Genomic DNA, 17,707 nt, shown 5'->3' on the forward strand with positions numbered 1-17,707 from the left:
TCGCCTTCCTCGCCTCCCACCACGCCCGCTGGATCACCGGCCAAACCATCGACGCCTCCGGCGGCACCCACCTCTAACAACCCACCACCACAACAGGGACACGACATCGGGGGCACGGCGTCAAGAAGGGCCCAGGCGAAGGGGGGAGACGGCGTCAGACGCCACCACCCAATCCAGCCCCACCCCAAAACCACTCAAGACCCACCCAAGACGCCTGGCCCCCACCCCCACACTCCGCTTCACTGACCCGATGGAGCACACCTCGACGACCCGACGCGCCCCCACGCCACAGCCGCCGTCCGCCAGTCCTGGAAGCCGTACTCCCCCCGCTGCCGGCCCCCTGCCCCGCGACCGCACCGAACCTCCCCACTGGCACACCTGCCACCCTGCCCTCCGCCCCGGCGCCGCCCGCACAGCCGAACGACTCCTGCGCACCACCACCGCGGCCCCCGCCACCTACCCCCTCCTCCTCCACGCAGCCCGCGTGCTGCTTCACCACGGCGCCCCTCACCGCACCGCCACCTGGTGCGCGAAACTCCACCCCCAGGCCCGTACCCCGTCCTGGGCAGCCGCCTTCCGCACCCTGCGCTCCGAAGCCCTGCTGCAACTCGGCGACCTCGCCGCCGCCGGACACGAGGCAGCCGCGGCCCAGGACGCCACCACGACCCGCCCCACTCCCCTGAACCTGTGGCCCACCGCCGTGCACGCAGAAATCCTCATCACCCAGGGCCGCTACGAAGAAGCCGCCACCCAACTCGACCGTCCCCCACCCCCGGCACACACCTGGTCCGCCCTCCCCTGGCTACGCGCACACGGCCGCCTCCACCTGGCCACCCACCGCCACCGACAAGCCCTCCGCACCTTCACCACCACGGCCCGTCTCGCCCGACGACACAGCACCGGCCGCCTCCCGCACCTCCCCTGGCGCACCGACATCGCCGAAACGCTCCTCCACTACGGCCACACCCACCAAGCCCGCACCCTCCTCACCCAGGAGCTGGGCACCTCCACCGCAGGCCCCCGCCACCGAGCCACCGCCCTCCATCTCCTCGCCACCACCCACGCCCCCCACCAACGCCTCCACACCCTCACCCAGGCCCTCAACGAAACGCGGCGCTGCCACGACCACGTCGAACTCGCCCGCATCATGACCACCTACGCCCACACCCTCCACACCACCAACGACCCCACCGCCACAGCCTTCCACCAACGCGCCACCCACCTCGCAACCCACTGCGGCCTGCCCATCCCCACCCCCACACTCTCACCCTGATCACCACCCACAGTGTTTACGGCTTGCTCGCTCAGCGGGGCGTGCTCCCGCCGGCCCTGAACGGGGCGCCGTGACCGGGCACGATCAGGTTCGCGGCGGTCAGGACCCGGAGCCGGGAGGCGCGCAGCACCTCACGGTCGGGGGCCACGGGGTCGTCCGCCGGGCCGTCCGCGTGCCACCACAGGTCACCGGCGAAGGCGACCACGCCGGACCCCGTGCCCGCCAGCAGGGTGATGTCCTCGGCGCTGTGACCCGGGGTGCGGATCAGCCGTAGCGACGGGGCGAGTTCGTAGCCCTCCGCGTCCCGGTTTCTCCACTGATCGTCGAAGTACTCCACCTTGTGGTCGTGCACCCGGGCCTGCGCGAACAGGCCCACGTTCATCGTGTTGTCCGGGTGGTGATGGCTGAGTACGACGTCGGTGATGTCGTCGGGGCCGAGCCCCAACTCCCTGAGCGGGACGAGGATTTGGTCGCGGCTCGCCACCATGCCCGGGTCGAAGATCACATGTCGGCCGGCGTCGGAGACATAGGAGACGGTGGCGGCGACTCCGGGACCGGTGGAGCCGACGTAGCCGGTGGTCAGGATCGTGTACACGGCGCTGCGGCCGAGCGGTGCGTCTGTCATGGGCTCAATGCTCGCGGGCTGGCGGGCCGTTCACGAGTGGCACATCTGCCGGTGATCGCAGGATCAGTGCCACGACGTGCCACACTGCACCCGTGCCTCCCTTCGTGACCGTCGCCGCATACGCCCCACCCGGAGTCGGCATGCTCGCCGTCGGCATCGTCGCCGAGGTCTTCGGCCCGCACGGCGAGGCAGTGCCCGGCTTCGACTTCGCCCTGTGCACCGACCGCCCCGGGCCGGTCCCCACCGACCTCGGGGTGCCGCTCACCATCACGCACGGCCTGGACCGGCTCGCCTCGGCCGATCTGGTGATCGCCCTGCCGTGGGCCGGCTTCCGCACACCTCCCGCGCCCGCCGTGCTCGACGCGCTGTCGGCCGCACACGCGCGCGGCTCACTGGTCGCGGCGCACTGCGTCGGCGCCTTCGCGCTCGCCGCGGCCGGACTGCTCGAGGGCCAACGGGCCACCACGCACTGGCGGTTCGCGGAACTGCTCGCCCGCCGCCATCCCGAGATCACCGTCGAACCCGACGCCCTCTACATCGACGAAGGACGCATCATCACGGGCGCGGGAGCCGCCGCGGGCTTCGATCTCTGCCTGCACCTGCTGAGGCGGGAGCACGGAGCCGCGATGGCCAACGCGGTCGCCCGGGACATGGTGTTGCCCTCTCACCGCGACGGCGGGCAGGCGCAGTACCTGGCCGCCCCCGTCCCCGAAGACTGCCGCGACGAGCGTCTCGCCGAGGTCCTCGCATGGGCCCGCGAGAACCTCCACGAACCGCTCCCCGTCGCGGAGTTGGCCCGGCGCGCCCTGATGAGCAAACGCTCCTTCGCCCGCCGCTTCACCGCCGCGACCGGCACCACCCCGCACACCTGGCTGCGCAACCTGCGGCTGAGCAGCGCCGAGGAGCTCCTGGAGACCACCGACCTGCCGGTCGAGGAGATAGCCCACCGCGTCGGCTACGGAAGCGCGGCCGTCCTGCGCGAGCAGTTCGTACGCCGCCGGGGAGTACCGCCCCGCTCCTACCGCCGCTCCTTCACCAGCACGCCGTGACGAGGCGAGGACGCGAACAAACTGCCGCCGGCCCTCGGCGTCTCGGCCGCCAACGCCCGCCGGACCACACCGTCGATGACACAGCGGGGGGCGGGCCCCGCTACCGTCCCTGCCGGAGTGCGACAGACCCTCGCACACGGGTCACCGAGCAAGGCGCGAGCACGGCCGGCGGCATGAATCCCGGGTCCGGGGCCCGTGCGCGCGTGGCTCGGCATCACTCGTCGTTCACCCACCGCATGAGCCGTTGGAGCGGGTAGAAGCCGTCATGGGACAGGCCGGGTGGCATGCCGCCCGCGCCGCCGAGGGAGACCACCCGCTGGACTCCGGCGCAGGCCAGGGCATCGCGCAGCTCCAGCTTGCGGGTGTCCGGATACACGCCGACCGTTTGCGTGGCGACCCCGGCATACCTCACCGACTCCGACAGCTCGGACACCGGGACGACGTCGACGATCTTTCCGTCGGGGTGGAAGTCCACCGGTTCCGGGGAACGGATGACCAGGCCCCGGCCGTCGTAGCCGCCCCACACCCGGTACTCGGGCGTCATGGCACGCAGTACGTCGATCTCCTCACGGAGTTCACCGGCGACCCGCGGGCCGCCTGCCGAGCTGAACTCCCTCGCCACCCCGAGGCGTTCGCACAGCAGCTCGGCGTAACGGTCGGCGTCGGCCCAGGAGCCCTCGACGAACTGGAAGCGGCTCGCCACACACGCCTGCTGGTTGAAGAACGTGGCGTCGGCAGCGCCCGCTTCGGCCGCCCGGGCCAATGACTCGGGGGACTCGAAGGCTTCGCGGCCGATCAGGGAGATGGAGGTCTTGGGGTCGAAGGAGACGAGTTCGAAGCCCGGGCCCACATACCGCAGCGCGCCCCGGATCGTGGCCTCGCCGCCCCAGGCGACCAGTTTGTCGAAGAACTGCGGGCGGAAGAGCACGCTCTCCACCGTCTCGTCTCCGCCGCGCCAGTACGCAGCGGAGAACGAGCGTACGACCGGGTGGCCGGGTGCCACCGCGGCCATCGTGCGCAGGATCGCGGTCGCCGTGAACAGGTCGTTCGACGGCAGCTTCAGCAGGTTGACGCCCTTGGTGAGGGCGCCGCGTACGACGGACATGGCCGCGACGCCCGGTGCGTTGCCGGCGATGATGTGCACCAGGCGCGGCGGGAAGGCGCGGGTGGCCGCGATCCGGTCGCCGGGCAGCCGTACCTCGCGCCAGCCGTCGAGCACGTCCGCCCCGCCGAGTTCGTGGTCGATCTGGGCGTACAGGCTGGGGCGTTGGAAGCTGCGCCACAGTACGGCGTAGGCGCGTTCGAGGACTTCGGCGGGGAGCGGGCTGACCCGCAGCATGCGGTCCAGGGCTTCGGCGAGCAGGCCCTCGCGGTCCGTTCTGAGGGCCTCGCCCGTCTCCACCAGGAGGTCGACCGTCTCTGCGACAGGTACGTGGAAGGCGGGGCCGGGTTCGGTGCGGGGCCACACGAGGCGGTCCAGGTCGAGTGCCGGTGCGGTGAAGCGGCCGATGTCGACGCGCGGTCCCTCGTCGACCTCTCCGCGGATCATGTGTACGACAGCCACGGAATCCGACGCGGTGCCGCTCATCCGTGGATCATCCCCCGCACATACGAGTCGAGGGTCGCGGCGCAGGTGATCTTGTCGTCGCCGCCCAGGTCGCCGTAGCGTCGGATGTCCGGCAGGACGCTCGGGCCCGATCGGCCGCAGGCACACGGCGAGAAGTTCACGGAGACCCGGTCGCCGCTGATCAGCCCGCCCCAGCGGCCCGAGAGGGAGACGTCCAGGAACGCGAACCGGCCCTCCACGACGCCGTGTTCGGCGTTCAGCAGCTTCTCCCCCGCCTCGTCCAGCACCAGCGGGATCACCCATGGCGGCACGTGGTAGTCGCCCTTCTCGCAGGCGAGGCAGGAGCCCTGGAGTTCCGTCATGCCGTAGCTGCGTACGCGTCGTACGCCGTCGTAGAAGGCGGCGAACTGTTGCTGGTAGTCGTCGGGCAGCGCGCGGCCCTTGTTGCCGCCGCCGCTGAGCACCAGCGTGTCCGGGTGGAGGCTGCCGTCGGGGACGCCTCGGGCGCGCAGGGATTGGATCAGCGTGAACTGCTGGTTGTTCATGCCCGCGATCAGCAGCGGCTCGTCGCGGTGGGCGGCGATGTCGTCGACGATCCGGTCCATGGCCGCGGCGAGTTCCCGCTCGCGGGTCTCCGACGCCGTCTCGAAGGAGCTGATCTCCTGTGGAGTGGCGGTGCCCTCCGTCATCCGGCGGCGCAACAGGGCGCTGCTCATCAGCTCGGACACCTTCATGGGGTCCTCGGTCAGCAGTCGGGTCTCGCCGGGGCTCGCGAAGACCTCCGCGTGCCATCGGAAGCCGTCGATGGAGCGCATCGGGCCGCTCGCCGGTGCGAGCAGGTAGCCGCGACGGGTCGGCTTCGGTGGGAGCGGGTCCGGCCAGCAGGTGAGGTGTTCGAGGATGTCGTGCAGGAAACTCAGGTCGCTCGCGTCGCAGTTGAGGAAGGAGACCTTCCCGGAGGTGCCGCTGGTGATGTACGGGCGGTGGCCGGCGGCGGTGATGCGGTCGGTCCACTCGTCGACGTCCCGCACGCCTTCCACGTCGACGTCGGTCGGTTCGACCACCGACACCGTCGTGTACCAGCGCAGGAGCCGGTCCCAGCGGCCGGCGGTGATGAGGGAGACGGGGTACGACTTGTAGCTGGTGTGGGAGAACAGCAGGGGTACGAGGTCGTCGGGAGCCGTGATCTCGTGTACGCCGGTCTCCTCCGCCCGGGTGTGCAGCAGCGGGATCCGCTCACGCTGGGCGGTGAAGGCCTCCCGTGCGGCTTCCAGTTGCAACTCCCTCACGGCTTCCGCTGGTTGGTCGAAAGGGTCGCCGGACAGGACCAGTGTTCGGATCTGCTCGCGTGCGCCGCACACGGCCATCACCTCGATTTGTCAGGGGGTCGCGTTCTTCGCGAGGTACGAGGACTCGATCGCGTCCAGGTTCCCGCGCAGTTCCTCCGGGGTGCCGGTCATCGTGATCCGGCCGCGGTGCAGGACGTACACGCGGTCCGCGATGTCCAGCACCTTGCGCACGTGCTGTTCGACCAGCAGCGCGCCCAGGCCCCCGTCCGCCGCCTCGCGTACGGCGCGCAGGAGGCGGTCGACCACGAGCGGGGCGAGGCCGAGCGACAGTTCGTCCGCGAGGAGCAGTCTGGGGGTACGGCACAGGGCGCGGGCCAGCGACAGCATCTGCTGCTCGCCGCCGGACAGCATGCCCGCGCCGATCTTCAGGCGTTTCTCGAGTTCCGGGAAGAGTGCGACGGCCCGGTCCGGTGTCACCCGGCCGACCCGCAGGTTGTCGGTGGTGTCGAGCCGGGTGAAGACCGCCCGTTCACCGACGTATGCGAGGCCCTCACGGGCGCGCCGGTGGAGGGGTGCGTGACCGGTGGTGCCCAGCCAGCTCACCTCGCCGCTCATCGGGGCGAGGTCGCCGGAGAGCGCCCTGAGGGTCGTGGTCTTGCCCGCGCCGTTGGGGCCCAGCAGGGCGACGACCTCACCGGGACGGACCTGGATGTCGAGGTCCCGTACGACGGGCCGTGTGCCGTATCCGGCGGACAGGGCGCGGGTCTCGATCAGGGGCGTGTCGATGTCGTGCACGTGCTCGCTCCTCAGCCGGATCAGCCGGATCTACCGGATCTACCGGATCTACCGGATCTAGCGGATCGACCGGGTCAGCCGGACGACATGGCGGTCAGTACCTTGCGGACGTCGACGAAGGTCGAGCCGGACTTGGCCCACTCGATCTTCCCGTCGCGGATGGTCAGTTCGGTGGCGGTGGTGTTGTGGATGCGGTCGAGGCCCTTGATCGGCAGGGCGGTCGACTCGTTCCAGGTCAGCGGCGGGGTCAGGCCGCCGGTGTCGATGCCCGAGGTGGTGTCGAGCTCCTGCACCAGGGCCTGGGAGGAGATGGCCGGCAGCTTCTTGACCGCCTCGGTGAAGACCTTGAACGCCACCCAGGTCGTGCCGTTGGCGCCGTTGGTGGTGTCGATGTCCTTGTTGCCCTTGGCGGCTTCTAGGAAGTCCTTCCAGGCGGCGTCGGAGGTCGGCGGGTAGTAGCCGGTGACGGCGGAGCCTTCGAGGGGGCTGCCGGCACCGCCGGTGCTCTCGGCCAGTTGCGGGGTGAGGTTGCCGACGACGCTGCCGAGCTTCGTCTTCGCGCCGGACTGGACGTACGACGTCACGAACAAGTCGGAGTGGGTGCCCAGGATGACGTCCACGCAGTCGCTGTCCCGAGTCGCCGCGGCGACCTGCGGGGCGAGGTCGGTGGCGGTGACCGGCACCTTGAGGTCCTTGGGGGCCGTCCCTCCGGCGGAGAGCACACCGACGGTGAGGAACTTCGCGACCGTCTCGGCGGCGGCGACGTCGTACCGCACGCCGGAGATCTTCTTGCAGCCCTCCTCCACCAGTTGCTGCCCGTGTGCCGCGAACACGACCGGCGTACCGCCGTTGACCGGGAACGACAGCGGGTTGGAGAACTCCGCGGCCGAGACGCCGGTCCCGCCGAGGTAGGGGATGCCGGCCTTCTCCAGGATGGGCATGTAGCGGTCGCCGGCGAGGCTGTACGAGCCGACGACCGCGACCACCTTCTCGGCGACCGCCTGCTGGGCGCACTTCTCGGCCTCGTCGGGGTCGTTCTTCTCGTTGCAGGTCAGCACCTTCAACGGGCTGCCCTTGATGCCGCCGTTGGCGTTGATCCACTTCTCGTAGGCCTGGGCGGTGAGCCTGACCCCGGGCTGGGCGCTGCCCTGGGTGTCCTCCGGAGTCCAGACCATCACCTTGACCGGTGTGCCGCTGAGGGAGCCCTTCGCCGCCGTCGAGTTGCCGGTTTCCTCTGCCCCGCACCCTGCGGCGAGCAGAACTCCGGTCACCGCGAGACAGCTCGCTGCGGTCGTTCTGCGTCGGCGTGAGTCGTTCATGGTTCCTCCGCGGGCTCGTCGTCGAGATGCGAACAGCATGGGGTGCGTTTTCGAGTTAGTGAAGTACTCTCGGCACAATTATTTAACTGAATGTGCTGTCTCGCTCCACTCTCGTCCTGCCCCCGGGAGGTTCATCCGATGGACGACATCCTCAGGTTCGCGCTGCTCGGCCTGGGTCTGGGCGCGCTCTACGCACTCACCGCGCACGGCATCGTGCTGGTCTACCGCGGCTCCGGCGTCCTGAACTTCGCGCACGGCGCGATCGGGATGGCCGGCGCCTATGTCCAGTGGGAGCTGGCTGTGCGGCACGGCGTGCCGTACTGGCCGGCCGTCGCCTGCGGGGTGCTCAGCTCCGCGCTGCTGGGAGTGCTCACCCATCTCCTGGTGCTCCGCCCGCTGCGCCGGGCCTCCTCGCTCGCCCGGCTGGTCGGCACCCTGGCGGTGTTCATCGCGCTCACCGCGATCGCCGTCAAGCGCTACGGCGACAGCCTCCAACTGGTGCCGGGCAAGCTGCCCACCCGGCTGCTGACGATCGCAGGGGCCACCGTGACCGAGGACCGCGTCTGGCTGCTCGCCATCGCCGTCGTCGTGACCGCGCTCCTCCATCTCCTCTACAAACGCACCCTGTTCGGGCTGGGCACCACCGCCGTCGCCGAGAACGAGGGCGCCGCCGCCTCGCTCGGCTGGTCCCCGGACCTGATCGCCACCGGCAACTGGGCGCTGGGCTCGGCGCTCGCGGGCCTGACCGGCATCCTGATCGTGCCGGTCATCGGTCTGTCGGTGACCGGGCTGACCACCCTTCTGCTGAGCGCACTGGCCGCCGCCCTGGTCGGCAGGTTCTCCTCGTTCCCCGTCACCCTGGCGGGCGGTCTCGTCATCGGTGTCGTCCAGTCCGAGCTGACCCGGTTCGGCTCCGACGTCACCGGGCTCGCCTCGTCGGTGCCGTTCCTCTTCATCGCGCTGGTGCTGGTCGCCCGCGGCCGGGCGCTGCCGCTGCGCGGCACGTTCCTCGACCGGCTGCCCGCCCTGGGCACCGGCAGGGTACGACCAGTGCCGCTGGCTCTCGCCGTCGTGGCGGGGCTGCTGCTGGTGAGCCTGTCGACTCCGCTGTGGGCCGACGCGATCACCACCACCCTCGTGATGTCGTTGATCATCCTGTCGATCGTCGTGGTCACCGGTTACGCGGGGCAGGTCTCCCTGGCGGCCTACGCCCTCGCGGGGGCCGGTGCCTTCATCGCCGGGCACGCGGCGGCCGACTGGGGTTGGCCGTTCGAACTCGCCCTGCTGGCAGGAGTGTTGGGCACGGTTCCGATCGGTCTGCTGTTCGCGCTCCCGGCGGTCCGTACCCGTGGCGTCAACCTCGCCATCATCACCCTGGGCCTCGGCACCACGCTGGAGGCGATGGTCTTCCGGAACACCGACCTCGCGACGACGCCCGGCAGCGACGGCATCGCCGTGGGCAAGCAGACCCTCTTCGGCATCGGCATCTCCGGAGTCGACCATCCGCAGCGGTACGCCGCCGTGGTGCTCGTGCTGTTCGTCGCCGCCACCCTCGTGGTCGCCAACGTGCGGCGCAGCCGGACCGGCCGCCGACTCATCGCCGTTCGGGCCAACGAGCGGGCCGCCGCCGCCCTCGGCATCGACGTCCGCGCCGCCAAGCTCTACGCCTTCGGCCTCTCCGCGGCCATCGCCGCGCTCGCCGGGGTCCTCACCGGCTTCCGCTCGATCTCGGTGGTCTTCTCCGACTTCGCGAGCTTCGAATCCATCACCGCGCTCGGGCTCGCCGTCATCGGCGGTGTGGGCTTCCTCGTCGGCCCGCTGTTCGGTGCGACCTTCGCGGCGGGCACCGTGGGCGCCCGCTTCGGGGACCTGGTGCTGCCCGGGCTGAGCGAGTGGATGCCGCTGATCGGCGGGATCATCCTGGTGCTGACGCTGGTGGGCAACCAGGACGGCATCGGCAAGGGCTTCGGCCGACAGGCAGCGGGCGCGCGGCGCAGGCTGTCTCCACGGCCTCCACGGCGCGGTGCGATCGTGCCCGAGACCGCGCGCGAGGAGGCGGTGGACACGGTGCCCCGCGCCGCGCCTCTCCCCTTGCGCGTACGGGATCTGACCGTGCGTTACGGCGGTGTCGTCGCCGTCGACGGGCTCTCGCTGGACGTCGAGCCGGGCGGGGTCGTGGGTCTCATCGGGCCCAACGGCGCCGGCAAGACCTCCGCGATCGACGCCGTCACCGGCTTCACCAAGGCCGCGTCCGGCACCGTACGCCTAGGCGACCGGGACGCGACCCGGCTGGCGGTCCACCGGCGGGCCGCCGCCGGGCTCAGCCGGTCCTTCCAGTCGCTGGAGCTGTTCGAGGACATGACCGTTCTGGACAACCTGTACGCGGCCTGCGACCGGCCCGGCCGCTGGACGTTCCTCACGGACCTGGTCCGCCCCGGCAGCCGTCCGCTGCCCGCCCATGTGCTGGTCGCCGTAAGGGAGTTCGGTCTCCAGGACAGCCTGGACCGGCCGGTGGGCGACCTGTCGTACGGGGAGCGACGGCTGCTGGCCATCGCCCGGGCGGTGGCCGCCTCGCCGTCCGTGCTGCTCCTCGACGAACCGGCGGCGGGGCTGTCGGACGACGAGACCCGGGAGCTGGCCCAGCTGGTGCGGCGGCTCGCCGAGGACTGGGGCATGGGGGTGCTGCTCGTCGAGCACGACGTCGACATGGTCATGAGCGTCTGCGACCGAGTCGTGGTGCTGGACTTCGGACGCCGGATCTGCGCCGGTACGCCGGAGGAGGTGCGCCGCGATCCGGCGGTACGGGCGGCCTACCTGGGCGACATGGAGCCGGAGACACTGGCCTGAGACGGGTCGGAGGCGCTTCCCCGTCGCCCCGGGAAGCGCCTCCGGTCCACGCCCTCGCTTCAGGCGTCCCGCAGGTCCGCGACGTACGGCTGATGGGACAGCAGCCCGCCGTCCACGCGCAGGGTGTGGCCGGTGATGAAGGCGGACTCGTCGGAGGCGAGGAAGACGACCGCCGACGCGACGTCCTCCGGGAGCCCCAGGCGCGGGGTGAGGTGGTGGCGCAGCATCGCCTCCCTGATCGCCCCGTGCGCCGAGCCGGAGCTGGCCGGCGTGACGATGAACCCCGGCGCGACGGCGTTGCAGCGCACGCCCTGTTTGCCGTGCTGGGTGGCGACGTACTGCGTGAGGTTGATGAGGGCGGCCTTGGAAGCTCCGTACGCCGGGTTGCGCAGATCGCCCGCGAGGCCGGCCCCGGACGAGGTGTTGATCACCGAGCCGCCTCCCCGCGCGATCATGTGCGGGACGGCGGACTGGATGGCGACCATCGTTCCGCGCAGGTTGATCCGCATCGTGTCGTCCCAGACCGCCGGGTCGGCGTTCACGACGGCGAGGTCCTGGCGGGCGGCGAGGTGGGTGGCCGCCGCGTTGTTGTGCAGGACGTCGAGGCCGCCGTACGTGTCGACCGCCGACGCCACCATGGCCCGTACGCTCTCCACGTCTCCCAGGTCGACGGGAACCGCGGTCGCGGAGCCGCCGGCGGCGCGGATCCCCTCCACCACTTCCTTGGCGCCGTCGAGGTTCAGGTCGGCGACCACCGTGTGCGCGCCCTCGGCCGCCAGGCGTCGTGCGGTGGCCGAGCCGATGCCGGACGCCGCCCCGGTGACGATCGCGATCTTGTCTTCGAGTCGTCCCATGGTGCCGAACCGCCTTTCCTATGACGTGAGTCGGCTGCCGACGACCGACACGAAGGAGACGCATTCGCCGGGGCCGCCGCCGAGGTTGTGCGTGAGCGCGAGCGAGCGTCCGTCGGTCACGGACTTCACCGTCCGCTCGGGCGGTGCCTCGCCACGCAGTTGGAGCCAGGCCTCGAACATCATGCGCAGGCCGGAGGCGCCGATGGGGTGGCCGAAGGCCTTCAGGCCGCCGTCCGGGTTGACCGGCAGCGAGCCGTCCAGGTCGAACGCCCCGCTGGTGACGTCCTTCCACGCCTGACCGCGCTCGGCGAAGCCCAGGTCCTCCATCAGCACCAACTCGGTGGGCGTGAAGCAGTCGTGGACCTCGGCGAGGGCGAGTTCGGCGCGCGGATCGGTGATGCCCGCCTGGCGGTAGGCCTCCTGGGCGGAGGCGACCACCTCGGGGAAGGTGGTGAAGTCGTACTCCGGGTCCATGAGCCCGTCCGCCGGGCCGGCGACGAAGGAGAGCGCCTTCACGAAGATCGGCTTGTCCGTGTACTTGTAGGCGTCCTCGGCGCGGACGACGATCGCCGCCGCCGAACCGTCCGAGACACCGGAACAGTCGAACACGCCGAGCATGCCCGCGACGATCGGGGCGGACCGGATGCGCTCCGGCGGCACCTCCTTGCGGAACTGGGCGCGGGGGTTGCGGGCCCCGTTGACGTGGTTCTTCCAGGCGATGCGGGTGATGACGTCCTTCATCTCGTCGTCCGACAGGCCGTACTTGGCGGCGTAGGCGGGGGCGAGGAGGGAGAAGTTGGCTGGGGCGGTGATCTCGCCGCGGCTGTCGTCGCCCGCGCCGGGGATGGCGGTGCCGGAGAGTCCGGACATGCCGGAGTCCTTGAGTTTCTCCACGCCTACCGCCATCGCCACGTCGTAAGCGCCGGAGGCCACCGCGTAGCAGGCGTTGCGCAGGGCCTCGGAGCCGGTCGCGCACATGTTCTCGACACGCGTGACCGGCTTGTCGGGCAGATGGAGAGCGCGGCTCAGGGTCAGCCCGGACACGCCGGAGGCCTGGGTGCCGAACCAGAACGCGTCGATGTCGTCGAGGTTAATGCCGGCCGAGGTGACCGCGTCACCGACAGCGTCGATCAGGAGGTCGTCCGCCGAGCGGGTCCAGTGCTCGCCGAAGGGCGTGCAGCCCATGCCGACGATCGCGACCCGGTCCCGGATTCCGTGCGAGCTCATCTGCCTGTCTCCTCGTCGTCGGTCCGCACGGGGCGGGCCTTCCAGAAGTAGTTGTGGACGCCGGACGCCGTGACCGTGCGCCGGAACGTCATCTCCACCCGGGCGCCGATGACGGCGTCGGCCTCGGTGGCGTCGGTGAGCTGGCAGCGGAACCGGCCGCCGCCGTCGTAGTCGACGACCACGACGAGCATCGGCGGGCTCGGTGTGTGGGCCAGCCGGTCGACTGTGTACGTGGCGACCGTGCCGCGCACGTGTTCCATCGGCTCGTCGGTCATGGCGTCGACGCTCCGGCAGGAGGTGCACACCCGGTCCGGCGGCAGATGCCGGGTGCCGCACTTCTCGCAACGGGAGGCGACGAAGCCGTACTTCCAGGCGGTGCGGCGGTGGGCGGGCGGGGCGTAGGGCGGCTCGGGGTCCGGGCGGCGGGGTGGTTCGCGGTCGAGGAGTCCGCGCCAGGTGAGGTAGGTAACGTACGGGATCGGCGTGCTGCCCGCCGCGATCTGCGCGGCGACCGGGCGGGGGCTGCGGTGGGCCGGGAGTGCGTCGGTGGCGCGGAGCAGGAGGACGCCGGCGCCGTCGCCGAGCACGACGAGCGCGATGGTCTCGCCGGGGCGGGCGCGGTCGAGGACGTCGGCGAGGAGCAGTCCGGGCTGGGCGGTGCCGGCGTTGCCGATCGCCGCGGTGAGGTCCGGGGTCGCCGCCTCGGGACGTACGCCCGCTGTACGCCGTACCGCCGCGCACGCGCGCGCGTGCAGGCCCGCGACCACGAAGTGGTCGATCGATCCGATGTCGAGGGCCGCGTGGTCGAGGGCCGCGGTGAGTGCCTTGTCGGCCAGGGAGACGTAGATCTCCTCGGCGAAGCGCTCCTCCCAGACGCGGGAGGTGGGTGCGCCCGGCAGGCGCCAGCGGTCGAGGAGTTCGTCGCTGACCGTGTCGTGGGCGAGCAGTTCGGCGATGATCGGGGCGCCGTTGCGGTGGCCCCCGAAGACGAACGCCGCCGCGCCGTCGCCGGCCGCGGTCTCGTCGGCACCGCCGGGGAGGCCGGTGCGCAGGTCGGACAGGACGGTGAGGGTCGGGACCGGGGAGCGGGCGGCGGTGACCAGCGCGCCGAGGCCGGAGCGGACCGAGCCTGCCATGTCGGTGGCGAGGACGTGTTCGTCGAGGCCCAGCGCGGCGTGGACGGCGGTCGCGTTCGTCTTGTCGAGGTAGGCGGGCGCGGCGGTGGCGAGGAAGAGCTGGCCGATGCGGGGGCGCAGGCCGTCGCGGGCCAGGGCTGTTCGGGACGCCTCGACGGCCAGGGATGTGGTGTCCTCGTCATAGCCCGCGACGGCGCGGGTTCCCTTGCCCCCTCCGGTGCCGAGTACGGCGGCCACGTCCGCGCGGGCGAGGCGGTGGTACGGCACATAGGCGCCGTAGGCGATCAGTCCGGCCATGTCAGCGTCCTCCAGGGGTGTCGTTGCGGGGCCTTTCGAAGACCGCGGCCAGGCCCTGGCCGCCGCCGAGGCACATGGTTTCCAGGCCGTAGCGGGCCTGGCGGCGGTCCAGTTCGCGCAGCAGGGTGGCGAGGATGCGGCCGCCGGTGGCCCCGACGGGGTGGCCCAGTGAGATGCCGGAGCCGTTGACGTTGAACCGCTCGAAGTCGGCCTCGGTCAGGCCCCATTCGCGGGTACAGGCCAGTACCTGGGCGGCGAAGGCCTCGTTGAGTTCGATCAGGTCGAGGTCGGCGAGCTTCAGCCCGGCCCGCTCCAGGGCCCTGGCCGTGGCGGGCACCGGGCCGATGCCCATGGTCTCGGGCGGTACGCCGACGACGGCCCAGGAGACCAGGCGGCCCAGCGGGCGCAGGCCGAGTTCGGCGGCGCGCTCGGGATGGGTCACGACGCACAGGGCGGCGCCGTCGTTCTGTCCGCTGGCGTTGCCGGCGGTGACGGTGGCGTCCGGGTCCTGGCGGCCGAGAACGGGGCGCAGCTTCCCGAGCTTCTCCAACGAGGAGTCAGGGCGCGGGTGTTCGTCGGTGCCGACGACCGTGTCGCCCTTGCGGGTGCGTACGGTGACGGGCACGATCTCGTCGGCGAACCGGCCCTCCCGCTGGGCCGCGAGGGCCTTCTCGTGCGAGCGCAGGGCGAGTCGGTCCTGTTCCTCGCGGGGGATGGCGTACTCGCGTCGCAGGTTCTCGGCGGTCTCCAACATGCCTCCGGGGACCGGGTGGTTGACGCCGCCGGAGGTGACCCGGCCGCGCGCCAGCCGGTCGTGCAGGGTGGTGCCGACGCCTCGTACGCCCCAGCGCACGTCGGTCGTGTAGAACTCGGCCTGGCTCATGGACTCGACGCCCCCGGCCAGGACGAGGTCGCTCGCGCCGGTCTGCACCTGCATCGCCGCGGTGATGATCGCCTGGAGTCCGGAGCCGCAGCGGCGGTCGATCTGGAGTCCCGGCACCTCCACGGGCAGTCCGGCGTCCAGGGCGGCGACGCGGCCGATGGCGGGGGCCTCGCCGTTGGGATAGCACTGGCCCAGGAGGATGTCGTCGACTGCGGCGGACGGTATTCCGGTGCGGTCCAGTACGGCGCGCACGACCGTGGCGGCCAGCTCGCTCGCCGACACATCACGGAAGACGCCTCCGTAGCCACCGACAGGTGTACGCACGGGTTCGCAGATCACCGCGTCACGCAGAAGGGCGGGCATCAGGCATGCCTTTCGGGAGGGGTCACATGTACCGGCCGCCGGTCACCTCGACCACGGCTCCGGTGACGTAGCCGGCCAGGTCGGAGGCGAGGAAGAGAACGACATCGGCGACCTCGGCGGGTTCGCCCGCGCGGCCCATGGGGATCTCCGCGAGCTTGGCGTCCCAGGCGGCCGGGGGCATCGCCTCGGTCATGGCGGTGCGGATCAGGCCGGGCTGTACGGCGTTGACGCGGATGCCCGCCTTCGCCAGTTCCTTGGCGGACGCCTTGGTGAGGCCGACGAGGCCGGCCTTGGCGGCGCTGTAGTTCGTCTGGCCGAAGTTGCCGACCTTGCCGGCGATGGAGGAGATGTTGACGATGCTGCCGCCGTGTCCGTGCGCGCGCATCGCCTCGGCGGCGAAGCGGGTGCCGTTCCACGCGCCGGTGAGATGGACGTCGACGACGGCACGGAAGTCGGTGACGGCCATCTTGCGCAGGGTCGCGTCCCGGGTGATCCCGGCGTTGTTGACCATGACGCCGACCGGCCCGAAGGTGTCGGCGCAGTGGGCGACCAGGGCGGCGACCTCGTCCTCGTCGGTGACGTCGCAGCGCAGCGATGTGGCGGGGACGCCGTTTTCGGCCAGGCGTTCGGCGGCCTGGGCGGCGGCGTCCGCGTTGATGTCGCCGAGGACGACGGACGCGCCCTCTCCGCCGAGGACTTCGGCGATCGTGAAGCCGATGCCCTGTGCGCCGCCGGTGATCACCGCGTGCCGGCCGTCCAGCAGTCCCATGTCAGCCCGCCTCCGACTCGACGCTATTCCTCTTAAATAGATAACCTATTATGCTGAAACAATCAATACAGCGATGGGCTGGGCGAGCAGGGCCGGACTAGGAGAGAAGCCAGGTGGACATCAGCTATCCCCCGGAGACCGAGGCGTTCCGCACCGAGGTCAGGGCGTTCCTCGCCGAGTCACTGCCGCCGGGCTGGAAAGGCATCGGCGCCCTCGACGAAGAGTCCGCCTGGGCCTTCGCCCGGGACTGGCGCCGACTGCTCGCCAAGCACGGGTACCTCTCCCTCGCCTGGCCCGAGGAGTACGGCGGACGCGGCCTGTCCAAGCTCCACCAGGTCGTCCTCATGGAGGAACTCGCCCTGGCTGGGGTGCCGTTCGGACTGCCGCAGGACACGTTCGGCGTGAAGATGCTGGCGAACACACTGCTGCGCTGGGGGACGGAGGAGCAGAAGACCCGCTTCCTCCCCCGCATCCTCAGCGGCGAGGACACCTGGTGCCAGGGGTACTCGGAGCCGGACGCGGGTTCGGACCTGGCCTCCTTGAAGACGCGCGCGGCGAGGCACGGCGACGAGTGGGTGATCGACGGCCAGAAGGTGTGGACGTCAGGCGCCCACCACAGCGACTGGATCTTCGTCCTGGCCCGCACGAACCGGGACGCGTCCCGGCACCGCGGTATCTCCTTCCTTCTCGTACCGCTCGACCAGCCCGGCGTCGAGGTGCGGCCGTTCCGCATGATGAGCGGGCAGCTGCACTTCAACGAGGTGTTCTTCAACGGCGCCCGCACCCGCGCCGACCTCGTCGTGGGCGGTGTCGACAACGGGTGGACGGTCGCCCAGAGCCTGCTGGGCGTGGAGCGCGGCGAGGAGGCGGCGACGAATCCCCTCCTCTTCAGGGCGGAGGTCGAACGGCTCGTCGAGCTGGCCCGCATGTACGGCAAGGACCAGGACCCCGTGGTACGGCAGCGGATCGCCTGGTGCTGGTCCAAGGTCGAGATCATGCGCTACCTCGGCTACCGGATCCTCACCGGCTGGCTCAAGGGCGCCGAGGCCGGCCCGGAGTCGTCGATCGCCAAGCTGTACTGGAGCGAGTACCACACCGAGGTCACCGACCTGGCGATGGACATCATGGGCCTGCACGGCCAGGTACCGGTGGGCCGGCAGCCCCTGCGCACCTACCGCGCCGACGACCCGGGCGCCGCGAACTCCTCGGCGTCCTGGTCGACGACGTATCTCATCGCCCGCTCGGGCACGATCTACGCGGGGACCTCCCAGGTGCAGCGGAACATCCTCGCGGAGAAGGTGCTGGGACTGCCGCGCGAGCCGCGAGCCTGAGCACCCAGGATCCAGGTGATGATCTGGAACGCCGGCTCGGGGTTGCCGGAGGTCGCGGGCACGGCCAGGAAGGAGCCGCCCAG

At 71.2% G+C, this 17,707-nt stretch carries 14 protein-coding genes; 4 read left to right on the forward strand and 10 right to left on the reverse strand.

What is annotated here, in order from left to right; all coding sequences use genetic code 11:
• The first annotated feature begins 250 nt into the window (after positions 1–250).
• On the forward strand, positions 251–1,273 hold the full coding sequence (locus tag ACFYX4_RS37110) for a hypothetical protein (protein WP_389343473.1): 1,023 nt from the start codon (positions 251–253) through the stop codon (positions 1,271–1,273).
• Positions 1,274–1,304: 31 nt separating this feature from the next.
• Here the strand turns inward: ACFYX4_RS37110 and ACFYX4_RS37115 are convergent, their stop codons facing one another.
• Positions 1,305–1,898, reverse strand: coding sequence for an MBL fold metallo-hydrolase (locus tag ACFYX4_RS37115; protein WP_389343476.1), 594 nt, complete (start codon positions 1,896–1,898; stop codon positions 1,305–1,307).
• A 140-nt stretch (positions 1,899–2,038) separates the two neighbouring features.
• Here ACFYX4_RS37115 and ACFYX4_RS37120 point away from each other — a divergent pair, with 140 nt between their 5' ends.
• Positions 2,039–2,947 carry a GlxA family transcriptional regulator gene (locus ACFYX4_RS37120; protein ID WP_389343718.1) on the forward strand — a complete coding sequence of 303 codons (909 nt, stop codon included), beginning with the start codon at positions 2,039–2,041 and terminating at the stop codon, positions 2,945–2,947.
• A gap of 214 nt (positions 2,948–3,161) precedes the next feature.
• Here ACFYX4_RS37120 and ACFYX4_RS37125 read toward each other — a convergent pair whose 3' ends face one another.
• From ACFYX4_RS37125 to ACFYX4_RS37140, 4 genes are all read right to left on the reverse strand, one after another.
• Positions 3,162–4,535, reverse strand: coding sequence for an acyl-CoA reductase (locus tag ACFYX4_RS37125; protein ID WP_389343479.1), 1,374 nt, complete (start codon positions 4,533–4,535; stop codon positions 3,162–3,164).
• Positions 4,532–5,803 (reverse strand): hypothetical protein, encoded by a 1,272-nt coding sequence (locus ACFYX4_RS37130; protein WP_389343482.1) that lies wholly within the window; start codon positions 5,801–5,803, stop codon positions 4,532–4,534. The genes ACFYX4_RS37125 and ACFYX4_RS37130 overlap by 4 nt, the downstream gene beginning before the upstream one ends.
• Positions 5,804–5,893: 90 nt before the next feature.
• Positions 5,894–6,598, reverse strand: a complete 705-nt coding sequence (locus ACFYX4_RS37135) for an ABC transporter ATP-binding protein (RefSeq protein ID WP_389343485.1) — start codon at positions 6,596–6,598, stop codon at positions 5,894–5,896.
• A gap of 74 nt (positions 6,599–6,672) precedes the next feature.
• Positions 6,673–7,917, reverse strand: coding sequence for an ABC transporter substrate-binding protein (locus ACFYX4_RS37140; RefSeq protein ID WP_389343488.1), 1,245 nt, complete (start codon positions 7,915–7,917; stop codon positions 6,673–6,675).
• A 138-nt stretch (positions 7,918–8,055) separates the two neighbouring features.
• Between ACFYX4_RS37140 and ACFYX4_RS37145 the strand changes: the two genes are divergently transcribed.
• The gene (locus tag ACFYX4_RS37145; protein ID WP_389343491.1) at positions 8,056–10,764 is read left to right on the forward strand and encodes an ATP-binding cassette domain-containing protein; all 2,709 of its coding nucleotides are present in this window, start codon (positions 8,056–8,058) and stop codon (positions 10,762–10,764) included.
• A gap of 59 nt (positions 10,765–10,823) precedes the next feature.
• Here the strand turns inward: ACFYX4_RS37145 and ACFYX4_RS37150 are convergent, their stop codons facing one another.
• Genes ACFYX4_RS37150 through fabG form a run of 5 tightly spaced genes read right to left on the reverse strand, consistent with a single transcriptional unit; the run spans position 10,824 to position 16,293 of the window.
• Positions 10,824–11,618 carry an SDR family NAD(P)-dependent oxidoreductase gene (locus tag ACFYX4_RS37150; RefSeq protein ID WP_389343495.1) on the reverse strand — a complete coding sequence of 265 codons (795 nt, stop codon included), beginning with the start codon at positions 11,616–11,618 and terminating at the stop codon, positions 10,824–10,826.
• 18 nt (positions 11,619–11,636) lie between these two features.
• Complete coding sequence (locus ACFYX4_RS37155; protein WP_389343498.1) at positions 11,637–12,845, reverse strand: acetyl-CoA acetyltransferase; 1,209 nt, start codon at positions 12,843–12,845, stop codon at positions 11,637–11,639.
• Positions 12,842–14,278, reverse strand: coding sequence for an OB-fold domain-containing protein (locus ACFYX4_RS37160; protein WP_389343501.1), 1,437 nt, complete (start codon positions 14,276–14,278; stop codon positions 12,842–12,844). Before ACFYX4_RS37160 ends, ACFYX4_RS37155 begins: the two co-directional genes overlap by 4 nt.
• A gap of 1 nt (position 14,279) precedes the next feature.
• Positions 14,280–15,524, reverse strand: coding sequence for an acetyl-CoA C-acetyltransferase (locus ACFYX4_RS37165; protein ID WP_389343504.1), 1,245 nt, complete (start codon positions 15,522–15,524; stop codon positions 14,280–14,282).
• A 22-nt stretch (positions 15,525–15,546) separates the two neighbouring features.
• Positions 15,547–16,293, reverse strand: a complete 747-nt coding sequence (gene fabG, locus ACFYX4_RS37170; protein ID WP_389343507.1) for a 3-oxoacyl-ACP reductase FabG — start codon at positions 16,291–16,293, stop codon at positions 15,547–15,549.
• Positions 16,294–16,406: 113 nt separating this feature from the next.
• Between fabG and ACFYX4_RS37175 the strand changes: the two genes are divergently transcribed.
• The gene (locus ACFYX4_RS37175; protein ID WP_389343510.1) at positions 16,407–17,624 is read left to right on the forward strand and encodes an acyl-CoA dehydrogenase family protein; all 1,218 of its coding nucleotides are present in this window, start codon (positions 16,407–16,409) and stop codon (positions 17,622–17,624) included.
• Positions 17,625–17,707: the final 83 nt, after the last annotated feature.

It is taken from the genome of Streptomyces sp. NPDC002328 (assembly GCF_042890065.1).
Classification (GTDB): domain Bacteria; phylum Actinomycetota; class Actinomycetes; order Streptomycetales; family Streptomycetaceae; genus Streptomyces.